General features: G+C 58.0%; 25 protein-coding genes. All 25 read left to right on the top strand.

Annotated features, from left to right (window positions below):
• Positions 1-163 precede the first annotated feature (163 nt).
• Positions 164-343, top strand: coding sequence for a hypothetical protein (locus ATHL_RS11785; protein ID WP_013560826.1), 180 nt, complete (start codon positions 164-166; stop codon positions 341-343).
• A gap of 325 nt (positions 344-668) precedes the next feature.
• A complete protein-coding gene (locus tag ATHL_RS11780; RefSeq protein WP_174233927.1) occupies positions 669-1,127 on the top strand; it encodes a helix-turn-helix domain-containing protein in 459 nt (152 codons plus the stop codon).
• Positions 1,124-1,402 (top strand): hypothetical protein, encoded by a 279-nt coding sequence (locus ATHL_RS18925; RefSeq protein ID WP_162787689.1) that lies wholly within the window; start codon positions 1,124-1,126, stop codon positions 1,400-1,402. The genes ATHL_RS11780 and ATHL_RS18925 overlap by 4 nt, the downstream gene beginning before the upstream one ends.
• Positions 1,403-2,461: 1,059 nt before the next feature.
• Positions 2,462-2,980: a nucleotidyltransferase family protein gene (locus ATHL_RS11765; protein ID WP_062193850.1), complete on the top strand. Its 519-nt coding sequence runs from the start codon at positions 2,462-2,464 to the stop codon at positions 2,978-2,980.
• 1 nt (position 2,981) lies between these two features.
• Positions 2,982-3,317: a single-stranded DNA-binding protein gene (locus ATHL_RS11760; protein ID WP_062193848.1), complete on the top strand. Its 336-nt coding sequence runs from the start codon at positions 2,982-2,984 to the stop codon at positions 3,315-3,317.
• Between the two features lie 70 nt (positions 3,318-3,387).
• Complete coding sequence (locus ATHL_RS11755; protein ID WP_062193845.1) at positions 3,388-3,663, top strand: hypothetical protein; 276 nt, start codon at positions 3,388-3,390, stop codon at positions 3,661-3,663.
• Positions 3,664-3,666: 3 nt separating this feature from the next.
• Positions 3,667-3,963: a hypothetical protein gene (locus tag ATHL_RS11750; protein WP_062193842.1), complete on the top strand. Its 297-nt coding sequence runs from the start codon at positions 3,667-3,669 to the stop codon at positions 3,961-3,963.
• Complete coding sequence (locus ATHL_RS11745) at positions 3,939-4,448, top strand: hypothetical protein (protein WP_062193839.1); 510 nt, start codon at positions 3,939-3,941, stop codon at positions 4,446-4,448. The genes ATHL_RS11750 and ATHL_RS11745 overlap by 25 nt, the downstream gene beginning before the upstream one ends.
• Positions 4,445-5,356: a hypothetical protein gene (locus tag ATHL_RS11740; RefSeq protein WP_062193837.1), complete on the top strand. Its 912-nt coding sequence runs from the start codon at positions 4,445-4,447 to the stop codon at positions 5,354-5,356. The genes ATHL_RS11745 and ATHL_RS11740 overlap by 4 nt, the downstream gene beginning before the upstream one ends.
• 61 nt (positions 5,357-5,417) lie before the next feature.
• Positions 5,418-5,666 carry a hypothetical protein gene (locus tag ATHL_RS11735; protein ID WP_062193834.1) on the top strand — a complete coding sequence of 83 codons (249 nt, stop codon included), beginning with the start codon at positions 5,418-5,420 and terminating at the stop codon, positions 5,664-5,666.
• Positions 5,667-5,886: 220 nt separating this feature from the next.
• Positions 5,887-6,150: a hypothetical protein gene (locus ATHL_RS11730; protein WP_162787688.1), complete on the top strand. Its 264-nt coding sequence runs from the start codon at positions 5,887-5,889 to the stop codon at positions 6,148-6,150.
• Positions 6,147-6,893, top strand: a complete 747-nt coding sequence (locus ATHL_RS11725) for a ParA family protein (protein ID WP_062193829.1) — start codon at positions 6,147-6,149, stop codon at positions 6,891-6,893. Before ATHL_RS11730 ends, ATHL_RS11725 begins: the two co-directional genes overlap by 4 nt.
• Complete coding sequence (locus tag ATHL_RS11720; protein ID WP_062193826.1) at positions 6,890-7,666, top strand: ParA family protein; 777 nt, start codon at positions 6,890-6,892, stop codon at positions 7,664-7,666. Before ATHL_RS11725 ends, ATHL_RS11720 begins: the two co-directional genes overlap by 4 nt.
• Before the next feature lie 12 nt (positions 7,667-7,678).
• Entirely contained in the window at positions 7,679-8,341 is a 663-nt protein-coding gene (locus ATHL_RS11715) for a hypothetical protein (protein ID WP_062193823.1), read from the top strand.
• A 257-nt stretch (positions 8,342-8,598) separates the two neighbouring features.
• Positions 8,599-9,618, top strand: coding sequence for a hypothetical protein (locus tag ATHL_RS11710; protein ID WP_062193821.1), 1,020 nt, complete (start codon positions 8,599-8,601; stop codon positions 9,616-9,618).
• A complete protein-coding gene (locus tag ATHL_RS11705; protein WP_062193818.1) occupies positions 9,596-9,841 on the top strand; it encodes a hypothetical protein in 246 nt (81 codons plus the stop codon). Before ATHL_RS11710 ends, ATHL_RS11705 begins: the two co-directional genes overlap by 23 nt.
• Complete coding sequence (locus ATHL_RS11700; RefSeq protein ID WP_013560812.1) at positions 9,831-10,232, top strand: GxxExxY protein; 402 nt, start codon at positions 9,831-9,833, stop codon at positions 10,230-10,232. Before ATHL_RS11705 ends, ATHL_RS11700 begins: the two co-directional genes overlap by 11 nt.
• A complete protein-coding gene (locus tag ATHL_RS11695; protein ID WP_062193815.1) occupies positions 10,229-10,810 on the top strand; it encodes a hypothetical protein in 582 nt (193 codons plus the stop codon). The genes ATHL_RS11700 and ATHL_RS11695 overlap by 4 nt, the downstream gene beginning before the upstream one ends.
• Before the next feature lie 93 nt (positions 10,811-10,903).
• Positions 10,904-11,203 (top strand): hypothetical protein, encoded by a 300-nt coding sequence (locus tag ATHL_RS11690; RefSeq protein WP_162787687.1) that lies wholly within the window; start codon positions 10,904-10,906, stop codon positions 11,201-11,203.
• Complete coding sequence (locus ATHL_RS11685) at positions 11,200-11,412, top strand: hypothetical protein (RefSeq protein ID WP_062193810.1); 213 nt, start codon at positions 11,200-11,202, stop codon at positions 11,410-11,412. Before ATHL_RS11690 ends, ATHL_RS11685 begins: the two co-directional genes overlap by 4 nt.
• A 71-nt stretch (positions 11,413-11,483) precedes the next feature.
• Entirely contained in the window at positions 11,484-11,681 is a 198-nt protein-coding gene (locus ATHL_RS11680) for a hypothetical protein (RefSeq protein ID WP_062193807.1), read from the top strand.
• Positions 11,682-11,694: 13 nt separating this feature from the next.
• On the top strand, positions 11,695-12,312 hold the full coding sequence (locus tag ATHL_RS11675; RefSeq protein ID WP_062193803.1) for a hypothetical protein: 618 nt from the start codon (positions 11,695-11,697) through the stop codon (positions 12,310-12,312).
• 11 nt (positions 12,313-12,323) lie between these two features.
• Positions 12,324-12,806 (top strand): hypothetical protein, encoded by a 483-nt coding sequence (locus ATHL_RS11670; protein WP_084001392.1) that lies wholly within the window; start codon positions 12,324-12,326, stop codon positions 12,804-12,806.
• Positions 12,803-13,681: a tyrosine-type recombinase/integrase gene (locus ATHL_RS11665; protein WP_062193798.1), complete on the top strand. Its 879-nt coding sequence runs from the start codon at positions 12,803-12,805 to the stop codon at positions 13,679-13,681. Before ATHL_RS11670 ends, ATHL_RS11665 begins: the two co-directional genes overlap by 4 nt.
• Entirely contained in the window at positions 13,681-14,214 is a 534-nt protein-coding gene (locus ATHL_RS11660) for a hypothetical protein (protein ID WP_013560561.1), read from the top strand. Before ATHL_RS11665 ends, ATHL_RS11660 begins: the two co-directional genes overlap by 1 nt.
• The last annotated feature ends 66 nt before the right edge of the window (positions 14,215-14,280 follow it).

Raw genomic sequence — 14,280 nt, 5'->3', positions numbered from 1 at the left:
CTTTTAAGCCATTGGTTCAGGGTTCGAGCCCCTGCACGCTCACTCCCGCAGGGATTCCATCCCTGTCCCCCGCAAAGCGCCTGATGGATTCCCTGGGCGCTTTGCGTGTATCTGGATTAAAGATTCAGTCCCGGGCGGTTACCGGGACTGAAGAAAGGAAATTATGAAAATCGAAAATCTTGCAACAGTTGTAATTGTAATAGCAGGTGCAGTAATTGGTCAAGCTTTTTTGGATCGTTTTCCGGTTCTTTCCCAGTCGCCGTTGATTGCTTTGGCGATTGGGATTGGAGTTTCAGCCGTTTTAGGCGTTGTCCTGTCTTTTTTGCTGAAAAGCAAATCGTAGCACATTAAAAAGCAACCCGGAGACCCACCCGGTCTCCGGTTGCCAAAGCCTGATCGTGCAGACTACCCGTCTGCCGTCCGTGTCCTCCCTCAGCCTACCCCGGCTGATGCTGCTTGGGGACGTCAGGCCCGCGCGGCAGATTGTTTTGAGGCAACCCGGGACCGGGGGATGACCTGTCGAGGATCCGCCCCGACCACCCGTTGGGGCTGTGCGCTGATAGGCCGGTGGCTGCCCGCCGACCGGTGATCCTCGCCCGCGGAGAGGGTCGTTGCGCCCTGCCCTGGAGGTAACTCGGATTACTAAGGTTCAAGACGAAAGGATTGACATGCTTACCCTACCCACCTTTATACCTCTTTCCGAAGCCGCCCGCAAGTACGGGTTGGACGAGGCTCGCTTGCGCGCCCTGGTTGAGAAAGGTAAAATCAGGGCGGGAGTGATCGCGGGAGAAATGGTTGTGAGCGAAGATGAAGTCAAAAAACGGGCGGAGCAGGAAAGGGGCTCTGGTGCGCGAAAAGAGGATTTGCCGGAGTACCAACAATTTTCATCTCTTAGTAATTCATATCTTGGTATTAACGAGGCATCTAAAAAATATCGCATACCGTACACTACCCTTTATCAATGGATAAGGAGAGGTTTTATTTCTGTAAAGGGGAAAGCAGGTCAGAAAGTACTGATTAGTGAACAGGATGTGGCTTTCTGTGAATTAATATACCGTCCACAGAAAAAGCAAGGCAAAAAAATATTTGCAGCTAATGGGATTCCAGTACAGAGGAGTGCCTTATGAAAGAAGGCAATGGTGTATGTCAACATGAAACTTGTTCAAACCAAGCACGAAAAAAATGTACTAAGTGTGGCAAAGTTTATTGCGATCTTCATATTCGATATGGCAATCCTAAATTCGCACTTGGGGTTTCACACAGTGGCGTAGGAAATTATTGTGACTTGTGCTGGGAACAGCTAGAAAAGCAAGGCAAAATTGAAAGAATTTTGGGACCAATTGTAGCAATATTGGCTTTACTTATATTTGCTCTGGGTATTTGGTGGCAGTTAATACACTAGTAACAATTAACCCATTAAATTTGAGGTGGGCTACCACCTCTTTTTTTTTATAGATATTATCTATGTTTTTGTTGACAAACATAGATAAGTATGCTATACTCCCCATAGCACCTTCCCAAACCAAAATCCAACCGAATGCCTCAAACACAACGCCCCGGCGTGAGGGCGTTGTGCGCCCGACCGGGGCGTTCCGTGAGCCGTGTGGTCGCACGCTCACGGTGAGGCAAGCAGGTCGCGACTGCTCACCTCGCGCAAAGTATAGCACGAGAACAGAACCCTGCAACGACCCCGGCAGGGTTTTTGTTTAGCGGTGTTGGCTCACTTCTTTCCCTCCATTCAGGCGGCAGGTGCGTGATGACGGGTTCGAGTCCCGTCCGCCTGAAACAGCACCTTGACAAGCGACATGGTGATCCTCCAAACAAACCAGCCGCCAAAGATGGGCGGGATGCTCCCCGATCCTGCGGTGGGTGCAAATCTCACCCGGCTGGACTGGCGAACCTGACCTTGCTAGCGAGGCAGGTGCAGCCCGGCGCACCCTACACGTGGTGAGCGGAAAGGCAAGAGACATGAGCGCCGGGAAACAGGCAGGGTGACGGCCCGGAGAGACGGGAATACTACTCCGCCTGCAATGGTGGGGGACAGCCGGGAAAGACCGGCATGGGCAACCGACTATCCAGGTTGAGCGAGGGGTGCGAATTCGAGATAACGCACAGGGGTTTGACCACGTTCCCCCGCCGAAAAACGAGGAAGTCCCCCGGTGGTGCAAGGGACGGGTTTTTGACCACGTTTTGCCAGAAAAACGAGCGTTTTGTCCCCCTGTGGTGCAAGGGACAATTTCTGGATGAGGTTTCCCATGTGTGAGCATCGAAACAAAGTTGGCGACAATTACGGTTTGACCTGCCTGGACTGCGGGGCGGTGCTGGAAGGCTATGGCTATTGGGGGCAGAGTCCTACCTGCCGTCATGTCTGGCTGAAAGGGGAGGGTGGCTATGTGTGTATGTACTGCTTTGAATGGCTAAACGAGGAAGCCTGGCAGATGTTGGATGGGGGTAAACAACCATGAAGGTCAGAATACCGCTGGATGAAGCCGAGAGGATTGCCCGCCGGTACGCCGACATACTGACACCGTACTGCGAGCGTATTGAGATAGCCGGGAGTATCCGACGGCGAAAAGCGGAAGTGGGGGACATCGAGATTGTGGTCAAACCGCGTCCGTTCGTTGACCTGTTTGGTCATCCCAACGGTTATCACGACCCGATTCTAGCGGGTGTGTTGGTCAACAAGAGCGGGCAGCGCTACAAGCAGTATGCTCTGCCCGAAGGACTGAACCTTGACTTGTTCATTGTCCTGCCCCCTGCTCAATGGGGCGTAATCTTTGCCCTGCGCACGGGCGGGGCGGAGTTTTCGCGGAAACTGGTAACTTCAAAAAAGTACGGCGGCTATCTGCCGTCTTTGTACATCATCCGAGATGGAGCGGTGCGGCGGCAAGACACCGGCGAGGTTGTTCCCACGCCCGAAGAGAGCGATTTTTTCGCTCTTCTTGGGCTGGATTTTATTTCACCACAAGAGAGGCTGTAACATGCTGGAAATTCAATTCATCGGCAATCTGGGCAAAGACCCGGAAGCGCGCTACACCCCCGAAGGGGTGCTGGTGTGCAGTTTTCCGGTGGCGGTCAAGACCCGCAAGGACGAGACCGTGTGGGTGGACGTGAGTGCCTGGCGGGAGTTAGGCGAACGCTGCCACCAGTATCTGGCGAAGGGGCGGCAGGTGTTCGTGCGGGGTGTCCCTGCGGTGGAAGCCTACACCCGCAAGAACGGTGAAGCAGGAGCCAGCCTGAAAGTGACCGCCCAGGTGGTGCAATTCCTGGGTGGCGGCAAGGCGGAAGGCAACGGCGGCGAAGAACTGCCGTACTGAAATTCTCGGCTGCACAATCGAAAGGGAAAGGCGATGTTCGACCGGATGTCGAAAGGGCGGAGCGTGGGAGATGGACAAACGCATCTGTGAAAACTGCGGGGATGTGATTGAAGGCGAAGCGGTGTGGCTGAGAGAGCCGGACGGGACGCCGCTGCGGGTTTGTCAGGACTGTGCCAACCCGGAGTTTGGCGGACTAACGGCTGACGAACTGGACGAGTTAATTGCCTTCGAAGCCGAAGTGCGTGAGCGGGAAGAGCGCAAGTTTGAAATCCTGTTTCGGCTGGAAGGACTGCCTGCGGATGACCCGCTGTGGGAGGAACTCCGAGAGCGGCTGGGGGTGAGGTGAGCGATGACCAGGCGGCTGTGGCAGACCCCGCCGGGTTACTACTGGAAAGTGGTGGTTGACCCGACCCGCAGCGGGGACGAACCGGGTATCTTCTACGGCGGACACTTCCGCTGGACGGACATCGTCCTGCCGGGTTGGGATGAGGAGAGCCGCCGGATACCCTGCCCGTGGCCGAGCGGGACGGTGTTCGAGAACGTCAAGACCGGCGAGCGGGTGGTGATTCAGCGGGGCAAGGTCGTGCAGGCCGAGGGCAGCCGGGCGGTGGAGTTGAGACAATGGACGGGTGTATCCTCGGATTGATCTTGTTTCTGGCAGTGGTGCTGTACTTGACGCTGGGGCTGCGGGCGAAAGCGGAACAGTCCACCCCGCCGCCGGAGCGGCATGTGGGGGGGCGCAGCCTTGACCCGGCTGTGACCTACCGGGCGGTGATGGGGGTGGTGGATGAGGTACAGGGCCGCTGGCTGGGGGGCAGATACGGCGATGAGGTCGTCCACCTGCACCTGCCGGGCCGGGCGGAGATGACCCGTCACGATTCGGACTTACGGCGCAGCCTGCGCTGGCTGGAGGAAGAAGCCGGAGCGGTGGATGTGGTACTGCACTACGAGGGCGAACCGGCGGTAGACCGGCGGGTACGCTGGGACAAACTGGAGCGCAGCGCAGACGGCAGTATCCGCCGGGCCGAATGGCGGTCCAAAGTACCCCGAATGGGGCACAAAGAGGCGGGCTGCCTGCCGCTGCTTGCTTTAGCCCTGATTTTCCTGCTGGTTGGAGTACTGGTCTGGTGAAGCGAGTAGTGATTATCGTCTTGCTGCTGCTGACCGGCTGTGTAAGTACACCTCCGGTGCAATATGCCCCGCCCGACCCGGCCGCCCTGCGCGCCACCGCCCAGGCTGCCGAAGCGCTGGCCGGGCAGGTGGAAGAGCAGGCACGCGCCACCCAATCGGCGCAGGAAACATCCCTGCGCCAGACCGCCGAAGCGGTCAGGCTGGAAGCCACCCGCCAGGCGGTCAGCGTGGAAGCCACAAAGCAGGCCCTTGCTCTGGCTGAACAGGCGTATCAGATGACGGCCACCGCCGAAGCCGTCCGGCGGCAGGCCGAGCGGGAAGCGCAAGCGCAGCGGCAGGAAGGTTTATTGCAATTACTGGCACTGCTGATCCTGCTCTTGACACTGCTGGCACTCGGCGGGGTGGTGGTTGTGCTGGTGTGGAGAGCGGGCAACGAGTGGATAGCCTGGCAGTCCCGCCGCAGGCAGTTGGTGGAGAGCCGGGCGGGTACTTTGCTGCTTCTAGCCGGGAACGCCCCGCCGGTGCGGGTGCAGGTCATCCAACCGGCCCTGCCTACCGGGCTGCCGGATGAAGGGGATGAGAGCGAGACCGAGCCTATTCCGTATTCAGTGGATGGGGAACTGGTTGGCTTCATTCAGCGCCGGGCAGACCCGCACAAGCGGCTGGCACTGCGCTTGCTGCGGGAGAGCATCCAGGCGGTTGGAGCGCAGTCGAATCGAATTCCCGGCTGGCGTGAATTGGGCTGGAGCGCCGAAGTGTGGAGTCAGGCGGTGCGGTCCTTGTCGCGCTATGTCGAGACCCAGCCGGGCAAGGGGACGTATCTAACAGGGGAGTACGCCACCCTGCAAGAGTTGTACTATGCGGTGGGAGAACGGCGGGCAGTCCTCTCCCCTGCCCCAGTGGAGTAGAGGAATTGTTCGGCGAACAGAACGGCGAACAGGACAGAACAGAGCAGAACAGGGCAGAACAATGGAACTGGACAACGAACTGGTCAAATTCAATCCGTATCGTTGCAAGGCCTTGGGGCTGACACCGGTTGAGGCGCGCTGCTTGAATTACGTGCGGCTGCATACCCCCCTGCACGCCCGCATGAAGCAGACCTTTCCGGGGGTGTATGAACGCTTGGAACGGCGGGGGTTGATGGAGATGATTGCAGGCGAATGGCGGTTGACCGAAGCGGGAAAGAGCAAGATACGGGTGTTATTAGAGGGCAAATGAGCGATGCGGCGGTTTGTGCTGGTGCGGGAGAGCGACCCGAGTGGAGTGAGCGGTACGGGCGTGGTCGCCGAGGGAGTGGAGTTTTCGGACGGGCTGGCGGTACTGCGCTGGAAGCGCGAGCCGCATGGGTTGAATGTGTACCTGAAAATCGAGGATTTAGTGACCGTGCATGGACACGGCGGAGCAAGTTATATCGAATGGCTGGACGGAGGTAATGGACATGGACAGGACCGAATGGCGGGTCTATCGCATCGAGGACAGGGACGAACTGGCAGCGGCGATTGCGTTGTACGAGAAACGCAAGGGGGTGAGACCCCGCTATGCGCGGGTGAGTGAGAAAGCCCCGGCGTGGCTGCTGGCTTTGTTGGAAGAAGCGGACGGGTTGGAGATTGAGCGGGCAAGCAACCTGCTTTCGTTTGATGTGTGGCTGACGCATGAGAAGAAAGCGCAGCCACAGTTGAGTTTGTTTGGGGAGGCGGGATGATGGGAAAAGTGATTACGGTTACTCACTTGCGGGAGAATACCGGCAAAACAATCACGGCAATCCAATTCGCCTACAATCTTTCTCTTGAGGGGCGGGTACTACTGCTGAACTTTGGACGGGCAAATCAACATAAAAGATTTTTTGAAATTGAGTATGTCTCTCCCCTCGCTGATTATGAGAAGCTGCTTGAAGGAGGATTAGATTTTGCTCACCACTTGTCTTCTGTTAGCCCTAGACTGTGGCTAATTGACTCGAGTGTAGAAAAAATAATCAAAGTAGGGGAATTATTCAGAGAGCGAGTTGATGAACTTAAGGAATTATTAAGCCGAAGTGGATTTGAGTGGGTAATTATAGACACTCACCCATTTCCCACGCACACGACCTATGTGAGCATGGCAATTTGTGATCATTTACTGATTCCGACTACGAAAGATTTTTTAGCGTTCAAGACAGTTGGGCATACCGTGGCGGCGTATGAAAGTGTTCGTGAAGATTCCGAACGAAAAAATGTAAGTATCTTGCTGACCAAAGTAAGGAATGATGATTTAGAGGCAGAGGACTACGAGCGATTCGAAATGAAAGAGGCGGTTATTGGAGAGATTTCGATGGAAAACCAGGACTTGATTGGACTGGGCTGGCAGGGGTTATCTCCGGGGCGGAAAGTACGCATTCGAGCGAATTTTGAGTATAGGAAGGCTATTCAACGCTTCTTGACGAGATTGAACGAGGAGGTGAATGGATGACAAAAGTCATCACGATTGCGAATCAAAAAGGGGGGGCGGGAAAGACCACCACTGTCCTCAGTCTGGCTCACGGCTTGGCGCTGCGGCGAAAAGAAGTATTAATTTTGGATTTTGACCCACAGGGTCAAAGTGCCAGTTATCTAGGGTTGAAGCAAGAACCGGGTATCTTTTTCTTATTGATGTCGTCGATTAAACCACTAGAGAAAAATGAGTTAATTCTCCTCCGTCAACAAGTGAGGGGGACGGGTCGAGCGAATTTGTGGATCATACCGGGTAGTCAGGAGACTGCTGTTGCTCAGAACTCCCTATCTGCATTAGATAAGCCGGTGTCGTACATACGGGATGCGATTCAGGTTTTCATACGAAATGGCTTGGATTACATTGTAATGGACACCAGTCCGTCATTGGGCGGGTTGCAAGAGCGAGCAATTTGGGCATCCGACTTTGTGATTGTACCGGTGGCGATGGAATTTGGCTCACTGGAAGGACTGAACAAGACCGTAGGTATCATGCGGAATTTGAAAGAGAACAAAGGCTGGCGGGGGTCACTGGGTGGAATACTGCCCACGTTTTACGATGATGTAACGCGGGAGACGAAAAAAATTGAGGAAGACCTGAAAGCAGGATTTAGTGAAACGGTATTACCGCCGATCCACCGAGCAACGGTATTTCGGGAATGTATTGCCGAAGGACAAACTGTTTTTGAAAAAGCCCCAACAAGCCGAGCCGCACAGGAATATGCGTGTTTAGTGGATCAAGTGTTGAAGTGGTAAGTGAGTAAAAGAATGGCAGAGCGTAGGACATTCTGGGCTGGCAAAAGCCAGGAAGAAGAACAGACTAACACAGGGGGGACTGTACCTTTGGCATTGCCGCAGATCAGCGTGGTGGATCTGATGAAAGGTCCCAAGAAGCCGCGTAATCGCACTTGGGAAAAGGCACATCGTGCTAAGACCTTTCGGAGTGTGCCTGAGGAAGTAAGCGCAAGAGTGGTAGCGATTGCCGATCAGGTGGGCGTGACGGCGGATGAGGTGGCAAGGGCATTTCTGGAGTATGGCCTCTTTTGCATGGAGCGGGAAACCCTGACGATTCAACCCAAAGTCAAAGGGACGCGCATGACGCTTTACCCGCTGGACAGCGGCTGGACGAAACAGCACGGCTGGGTAGAGGAAGGATGGAACCCAACCCCGAAGGCAGTGCTGAGCGAGAAGCGCAGGCGCAAGCAGAAAGGGGCAGAAGAGCCGCGGTTGTGGTCTCGCTGGGTGGCCTATCGGCTGCCTGATGAGTTGGTCAAAAGGCTCAAAGAGAGGGCAGAACGCCACAGTGTGCCCATCGGGGAACTGGTTGGTCTGCTGCTCAAACACAGCGCCAACCGTTATGAACAGGGCGTTCTGCGCTTGATTTCCCACCCAAAACAAGACGCAAGCGCGCAGTGGAAGGAAGGGCAGTAAACCATGGTCGAGAAAATCGTAATGTTTTTTGAGGGCCTAAAAATCAACGTGAGCGGTTTTGCTCACGCTCCGCTCACGTCCCGCTCACGCTCCGCTCACATTGACGCTCACGTTGACGCTCACGTTCGTCCTCCTAGAAGCCCTACAAGCCGCCTTTCTGGGTGGGGTGGCTATGTCTATATGGGTAGATTGAAAATACCCCCTAAAAATGGCTAATTTCAGTTTTTGCAGAAACGATTGGAAGGAGGAGGTCAGAAATGGGTGAAACTAGCGATGACAGCAAGGCTTTTGGTCCCGTTTTGGACGGTATCAGCATACCGGACACGGTGGTCTTGCCGCCGGAAGTGGTGATGCTCTTGCCGTGGATGAGCCTGGCGGAGTTGAAAGTCGTAATTGCGGCGGTTGCCCGGCTGATGCAGGTGGGCGGGGCAGAGCCGATCACGCTGTCGGAGTTTGAGACGATGACCGGTCTGGATCGCAAATCCGTACTGGTTGGCATTGAGCGGGCGATGAAACGGGGGCTGCTGATGCGCTTCGAGATGACCGGCTATCGCGGTCACACCATGTACGTGTACGAACTCAGGCCTCGATTTATCGGTGGAAATTTTCCACCGATTACGCCTATTAAAGCAAAGCAAAGCAAAGATGTTGTTAATGATTCAGAAGAATCAACAACAAACTTAACTTTGCTTAACTTAAGCGCGAGCGCAAATTTTTCGCAAAAAACGCCCGAAAATGACGCAAAAAATGCCCTTTTTTCGCAATTGCACAAAATTGGAATTTACGCGAAAACGGCAAGATTTTTACTGGATCATTTTCCGCTGGAACGGATCGAGAAGTGCTTGGCGTTATACCCATTGGCGGTCAAGGTGGGGCGGGCGGATGGTCCCGGCTGGCTGGTCAAAGCGGTGAGCGATCCGAACTGGGATTTAGACATCGAGCGGGAGGACTTGCAAGAGCGGGCAGAAGCGCAAATGGCAGAACCAAGCCAATCGAACGGACGCCCAAAACCGGTCAAGCCGCGGTTGCCCAAAAGCATGGCGGCGGGTTTGCAAGAAATCGGCTGGAACGGGAACACAGCGGAGTTGGCGGAGCATTACCGCGCCGACCGCAAAGCGTTCAAGGCGTGGTTAGAATGGGCTTTGACGCAGCCCAAAGAATATGCGCCCGCCCGCTTTTTGAACGGTCTGCGTTCCGGGCTGCTGCCGCCGAAAAAGCAAACCGATGACCGCCGCCGTTACCTGGAGGGGCCGTATGCCGACCTCATCGAGCATTAGGGCGCTGCAAGAGCGGTTTGGCGGGGAGTTGGTTGCCGAACTTGTGCGGGAAGCGGAGACTGCCGAGTTGGAAGCCGCGCTGCTGGACGAGAGCCACCCGCTGGCGAAAGACCTGCAAACGGCGGTGAGCGTTGCGGTGGACGCCGGGCGGAACTTGTCGCGGCAAATTGCGGTCATGGCGTTAGAGAGCGTCCTGCGGGAACGGAGGGCGGATGAACGCTAAATATCTGCCGGTGGTGGGCAAGATCATCCGCCATGCGCGGCGGGTGCTGCGGGAGTTAGGACCGGGTCATGCCGAGATGGTGTACCACCGGGCGCTGCTGCACGAACTGCGGAGTGCAGGCGAGACGGTTTTGTACCAGCCGCGCTTGAAAGTGCGCTACAACGGGCAGGCGGTGGGTGAGGTGGTGCCGGATCTCCTGGTGCGCAAGGGCAATTCAACAGTGCTCATCGAGTGCAAGTTGGCTAGCCAGGAGTTTGAGCAGGCGGACTTTGACCAGTTGCGGCGGTACTTGCGAGCCTACGAGGGCGATGCGGTTGGGCTGCTGTTGGGTTTTGGCGGAGAGCGGTTAGAATTCCGGCGGGTGTGGCTGGAGAAGCGGGAGGAAACGTGAGATTTGCAAACCGGGTGGTCTTGCAGGGGTATCTGGAGATTGAGCGGGCGGAGCAAATTGCGCTGGACGAAACAAGCGAACTGTCCGCGCCGGTGCTGCACGGCTGGCTGTGGACGGACGCGGCGGGGCTAGAGCGCCACCGGGTGGTGCTGGCGGACAAACCCGCGCTGGGGCTGCTGGAGATGCTGCGCAAGTTCAACCCGACCGAGGGGGGCAGCGCCTTGGTGAGCATCAACGGCAGCCGATTCGAGGTGGTGCACCTGGATGGCAAACCTTTCGTGGCGGTGGAAGGGCGTCTGGTAGATGGGGTGGTGAACGTGAAGCACGTGACCGTGCTCTCGACACCCGAAGCGGGACTGCTGCGGCTGCTGGTGGATCACCGGCTGCGGGAGATTGTGTACGGCTGGGAGGAGATTCGGGAAGCGGATCGGGTGCTGATGTACCGCATCGTGCGGGAGGCACGGGAAGCGCGGGAGCCCCTCAGCCTGACGGCTTTGGGGCATGGAGCGCCTGCTGGCGCATGGGGCGGCCTGACGTCCACGCCCCCCGCCCCTCGGCGCGCAGCGCCAGAGGGTTAGGGGGCGGGACGGTGAGTCCGCCGTGAGGGAGCGGGCAGGCGCATGGAATTATGCAAAAAATTTTTTGCCAGATTCACTCTTCAGGAGGTTGACATGATTGCGGCGATCGTGAATGCGCTGGTGCCGCCGGTGGAATTACCGGCGGGGTTGTGGATTGAACGGGCGACGTGGGCGGATGTAACCGCGGCGGTTGAGGCAGGGACGCCGCACTACGTGCGTCATACGGGAACGGCGAAATTGCTGGGTAAAGAGCCGAATGGTGGATTTTACAGCCCGGAGGTTGGGGACGTGTACCTGGTGGTGCGCTTGAAACCGGGGACGGCGCCGCGGGGGAGCGAGGTCGAGGCGGACGTGGAAGATTTGGAGATTTTGCGGGTGGAGGTGCGGAGATGAACGAGGTTGAAGCGTATCGTTTGCGGGAACGATTGACCCGCCTGGTGCGGGAAGAGCCGGAAGTGGTGGCGGCGCTGCTGCTGGGGCTGGCGCAGGGCGGGCGGTTCGAGGTGGTCATCCGGGAGGAACAGCCGAAGCCGTCCGGCGAGGGCATTGCCTGGGCGGAAGGCGGGGCGGGGTATGACTACGAGATTGTGCGGAAGGGCTGAGTCGGCGTGATCGCGGCAAACTTGAGTGTGCCGCCGATGGGAGAAACGGATTGTAGCGTGGAGGTGCGGGGATGAGCGAGACGGAAGTGCTGGAGGTTTTACGTGCGTGGGTGAAAGCGGACCCTGAAGCGGTGGTACAGGTACTGGCGCGTCTGGTGACGAGGTTCGAGGTGCATCTGGTGGTGCACCGGCGGGAAGGGGAAGCGGAAATCGAGCGGTGGAGCGTAACGGTGGGTGAAGTTGAGGGGCCGGAGCCAGAAGTGAACTGAGAGGAGCGGGTTGATGAGCGCCGGACTGGTGGTACTGCATCCACAGGGGCTGGTGGTACTGGCGGATGGACGAAAAACCCGCGGGCGGGAAGTGGTTACAGACCGTTCGCGGAAAGTGTGGGTGATTGGTCGTGTCGTTGTGCTGCATCTTGGATATGCTGGCAGGGATGAGGAACTGGAGACATTCATGTTTGAGCGGCAGGGCGAGAAGAAGGACTGGGAGGCGGAAGGACTGGCGTGGGGACTGGCAGAAGCGGCAGAGCGGAGGTGGAAAGAGAGCCTGCCGGGGAAGCAGCCGGTGCTGTTCTTTGCCTGTGACGTTGTGGAGGGATTCAAACGCTGCTTTCGGGTTGAAGTAAGGCGAGAAGGGAGCGTGATTGAAGGGATGACCATGAGAGGCGAGAGGTTGATACGGACGATTGCCGCAGGAGACGAAACCTTTCAGTCCATGGTGACCCAGGGACGCCTTGCGGAAGGGGCAAAAGACCTGCATGAGGTGGTGAAGCGGGGGCGTTTTGCTCTGGAAACATTGCAGCGGTGGGTAGAAATGCGAGACGGATGGAGTTCTTTCGGCGGTGAGGTTCAGGGGGCTGTGATATTGAATACGGGGAGCGTGATCTATCCGGTGTGAAAGGTGCGGGGATGAGAATGCAGGACTGGCGCTGGTACGGGGTGTACGGGCTGGTGGTAGGGCTGACCGGACTGGGGATCTGGAGGCTGATCGAGCCGTGGTTGTGGGAGAGAGAGTATGTCGTGAGGTTGCTGGCGACTTTTGGCGTGGCGGTACTGCTGGGAGGAGTGCTGCATGAGGGATTGCACCTGCGGGAAGCGCTGCGTCAGGGGACATCGTGGGACGGGGTGAAAGCGGGCTGGATGCGGTTCCGGGTGGAGAAGCCGATGGACGTGCGGGGTTACCGGCGGGTGATGGCAGCGCCGCTGCTGTTACCGGTGGTGTTTGGCGGGCTGGTGGCGATTTTCGATGAGCGTCAGGGACTGCTGACGGCGCTGGTGTGGCTGCTGGGCAGTGCGGATGATCTGGCGGACTGGATACGGCTGGCGGGCATGAAGGGGCAGGTGACAAGGAGGGTCGGGGAAGGTTTGAGACTCCATGGAGGTGAACCGTGACAGATTTGCAAGACTTTGAAACCTGGCTGCGGGAGCAAGACCGCAGTGATGTGACGGTGCGGGGATACCTGGCGGACATGAGCCAGTTTGAACGCTGGTTTGAGCAGACCAATGGGCGAGGATTGCGGGTTGAGGACGTCACCCCGGCGGATGTGCGGGAGTACCGTGCATGGCTGCAAACGGTGCAGAAGGCAAGCGCCGCCACGATCCGGCGGCGGCTGATGGCCTTACGGGCGTACTGCCGGTGGGGGATGGCGGCTGGAAAAATCGAGCGCAACCCGACGGCGCGGCTGAAGATGCCGCGGGAGGAGAAACTCTCACCGGGCTGGCTGGAGCGGAGCGAGCAGTGGCGGCTGGTGCGGGAAGCGGAACGGGGGATACAGGCGGCAGATACACCTGCCCGGCGTCGGCTGGCGGTGCGGGACTGGGCGCTGGTGGTGTTTCTGCTGCACACCGGGCTGCGGGTGAGCGAAGCCTGTGCGGTGGAGGTCTCGGATGTGCAGATGGGTGAACGGTCAGGGTGGGTGCAGGTGCGCAGCGGCAAGGGGGCGAAGGCGCGCAAAGTGCCGTTGAATGCCGAAGCGCGGCGGGCGCTGAAGGCGTGGCTGGAAGAGCGCGGAGGACAGCCGGGACGGATGTTTGAGATGACCGTATCGGGGGTGCAGCGGCGTCTGGCGGAGATGGGACGGCGGGCGGGGGTGGAAGTACACCCGCACACGCTCAGGCACACGCTGGCAAAGAACCTGGTGGATGCCGGGGTGGGATTGCAGGAGGTGGCGGCGCTGCTGGGACACAGCAGTTTGAACGCCACCCGGGTGTACGTGACACCCGGAGAGCGTGATCTGGAGCGGGCACTGAGCAGACTGGAGGGGTGATGAGTTTCGCGTTTCGCAGACACGACTACAACCTGAACGAATTCGACCGCTGTGAGAAACACGGCTGTCCGCTGATGCAGGTCACGGCACAGGCACAGCCGGTGTGCCTGATGGAATGGCTGGCGTTGAAAGCCGGGGAGCGGACGGTACGGGACATCCTCCCGAAGGACGAGGGGGAGTACGACCTGCCTGCACTGATTCTCGATAACGGCTTCATGCTCCCGGTGGTACGGGCGTATCCGCTGGCGCAGAAAAAGCGGCGGGTTCCGCCGTACCTGCTGCCGTTTCTGGGTGGCGGAAACACTGCGGCGGTGACGGATCGTTTTGTAGGCTGGTGGGTGTCCGACCTGTACCACACGCGGGGAGAGACGCCCCTGCGCGAGGCGGTGATGGCGATGATTCGACCGCCGTGGAAGCGGGGAACAACGCGAGAGGACGCAGACAACGACAGGGACGCCGTACTGCTGCACCTTGCGCTGGACATCCTGCTGTACCTGCTGGAGGACGAGGAGATCCGCAGGTACGAGCCGTGAAAGGCGGGGTAGAGGCGGCAGGGTCAGCACTGCCCGATGGCGCGCAAACCGCCGGAAAGGCGGGGA

The sequence above is a fragment of the Anaerolinea thermolimosa genome (assembly GCF_001050195.2).
GTDB classification, from domain to species: Bacteria; Chloroflexota; Anaerolineae; order Anaerolineales; family Anaerolineaceae; genus Anaerolinea; species Anaerolinea thermolimosa.
This window is presented reverse-complemented; position numbering and strand designations above follow the sequence as displayed.

What these genes read in the sequence shown, in the direction of transcription:
- ATHL_RS11730 (WP_162787688.1), top strand. Translation starts at nt 5,887, where the DNA reads ATGGACAGGACCGAATGGCGGGTCTATCGCATCGAGGACAGGGACGAA.
- ATHL_RS11690 (WP_162787687.1), top strand. Translation starts at nt 10,904, where the DNA reads ATGATTGCGGCGATCGTGAATGCGCTGGTGCCGCCGGTGGAATTACCG.
- ATHL_RS11710 (WP_062193821.1), top strand. Translation starts at nt 8,599, where the DNA reads ATGGGTGAAACTAGCGATGACAGCAAGGCTTTTGGTCCCGTTTTGGAC.
- ATHL_RS11715 (WP_062193823.1), top strand. Translation starts at nt 7,679, where the DNA reads ATGGCAGAGCGTAGGACATTCTGGGCTGGCAAAAGCCAGGAAGAAGAA.
- ATHL_RS11660 (WP_013560561.1), top strand. Translation starts at nt 13,681, where the DNA reads ATGAGTTTCGCGTTTCGCAGACACGACTACAACCTGAACGAATTCGAC.
- ATHL_RS11705 (WP_062193818.1), top strand. Translation starts at nt 9,596, where the DNA reads ATGCCGACCTCATCGAGCATTAGGGCGCTGCAAGAGCGGTTTGGCGGG.
- ATHL_RS11735 (WP_062193834.1), top strand. Translation starts at nt 5,418, where the DNA reads ATGGAACTGGACAACGAACTGGTCAAATTCAATCCGTATCGTTGCAAG.
- ATHL_RS11785 (WP_013560826.1), top strand. Translation starts at nt 164, where the DNA reads ATGAAAATCGAAAATCTTGCAACAGTTGTAATTGTAATAGCAGGTGCA.
- ATHL_RS11745 (WP_062193839.1), top strand. Translation starts at nt 3,939, where the DNA reads ATGGACGGGTGTATCCTCGGATTGATCTTGTTTCTGGCAGTGGTGCTG.
- ATHL_RS18925 (WP_162787689.1), top strand. Translation starts at nt 1,124, where the DNA reads ATGAAAGAAGGCAATGGTGTATGTCAACATGAAACTTGTTCAAACCAA.
- ATHL_RS11680 (WP_062193807.1), top strand. Translation starts at nt 11,484, where the DNA reads ATGAGCGAGACGGAAGTGCTGGAGGTTTTACGTGCGTGGGTGAAAGCG.
- ATHL_RS11780 (WP_174233927.1), top strand. Translation starts at nt 669, where the DNA reads ATGCTTACCCTACCCACCTTTATACCTCTTTCCGAAGCCGCCCGCAAG.
- ATHL_RS11750 (WP_062193842.1), top strand. Translation starts at nt 3,667, where the DNA reads ATGACCAGGCGGCTGTGGCAGACCCCGCCGGGTTACTACTGGAAAGTG.
- ATHL_RS11700 (WP_013560812.1), top strand. Translation starts at nt 9,831, where the DNA reads ATGAACGCTAAATATCTGCCGGTGGTGGGCAAGATCATCCGCCATGCG.
- ATHL_RS11720 (WP_062193826.1), top strand. Translation starts at nt 6,890, where the DNA reads ATGACAAAAGTCATCACGATTGCGAATCAAAAAGGGGGGGCGGGAAAG.
- ATHL_RS11675 (WP_062193803.1), top strand. Translation starts at nt 11,695, where the DNA reads ATGAGCGCCGGACTGGTGGTACTGCATCCACAGGGGCTGGTGGTACTG.
- ATHL_RS11755 (WP_062193845.1), top strand. Translation starts at nt 3,388, where the DNA reads ATGGACAAACGCATCTGTGAAAACTGCGGGGATGTGATTGAAGGCGAA.
- ATHL_RS11725 (WP_062193829.1), top strand. Translation starts at nt 6,147, where the DNA reads ATGATGGGAAAAGTGATTACGGTTACTCACTTGCGGGAGAATACCGGC.
- ATHL_RS11765 (WP_062193850.1), top strand. Translation starts at nt 2,462, where the DNA reads ATGAAGGTCAGAATACCGCTGGATGAAGCCGAGAGGATTGCCCGCCGG.
- ATHL_RS11760 (WP_062193848.1), top strand. Translation starts at nt 2,982, where the DNA reads ATGCTGGAAATTCAATTCATCGGCAATCTGGGCAAAGACCCGGAAGCG.
- ATHL_RS11685 (WP_062193810.1), top strand. Translation starts at nt 11,200, where the DNA reads ATGAACGAGGTTGAAGCGTATCGTTTGCGGGAACGATTGACCCGCCTG.
- ATHL_RS11670 (WP_084001392.1), top strand. Translation starts at nt 12,324, where the DNA reads ATGAGAATGCAGGACTGGCGCTGGTACGGGGTGTACGGGCTGGTGGTA.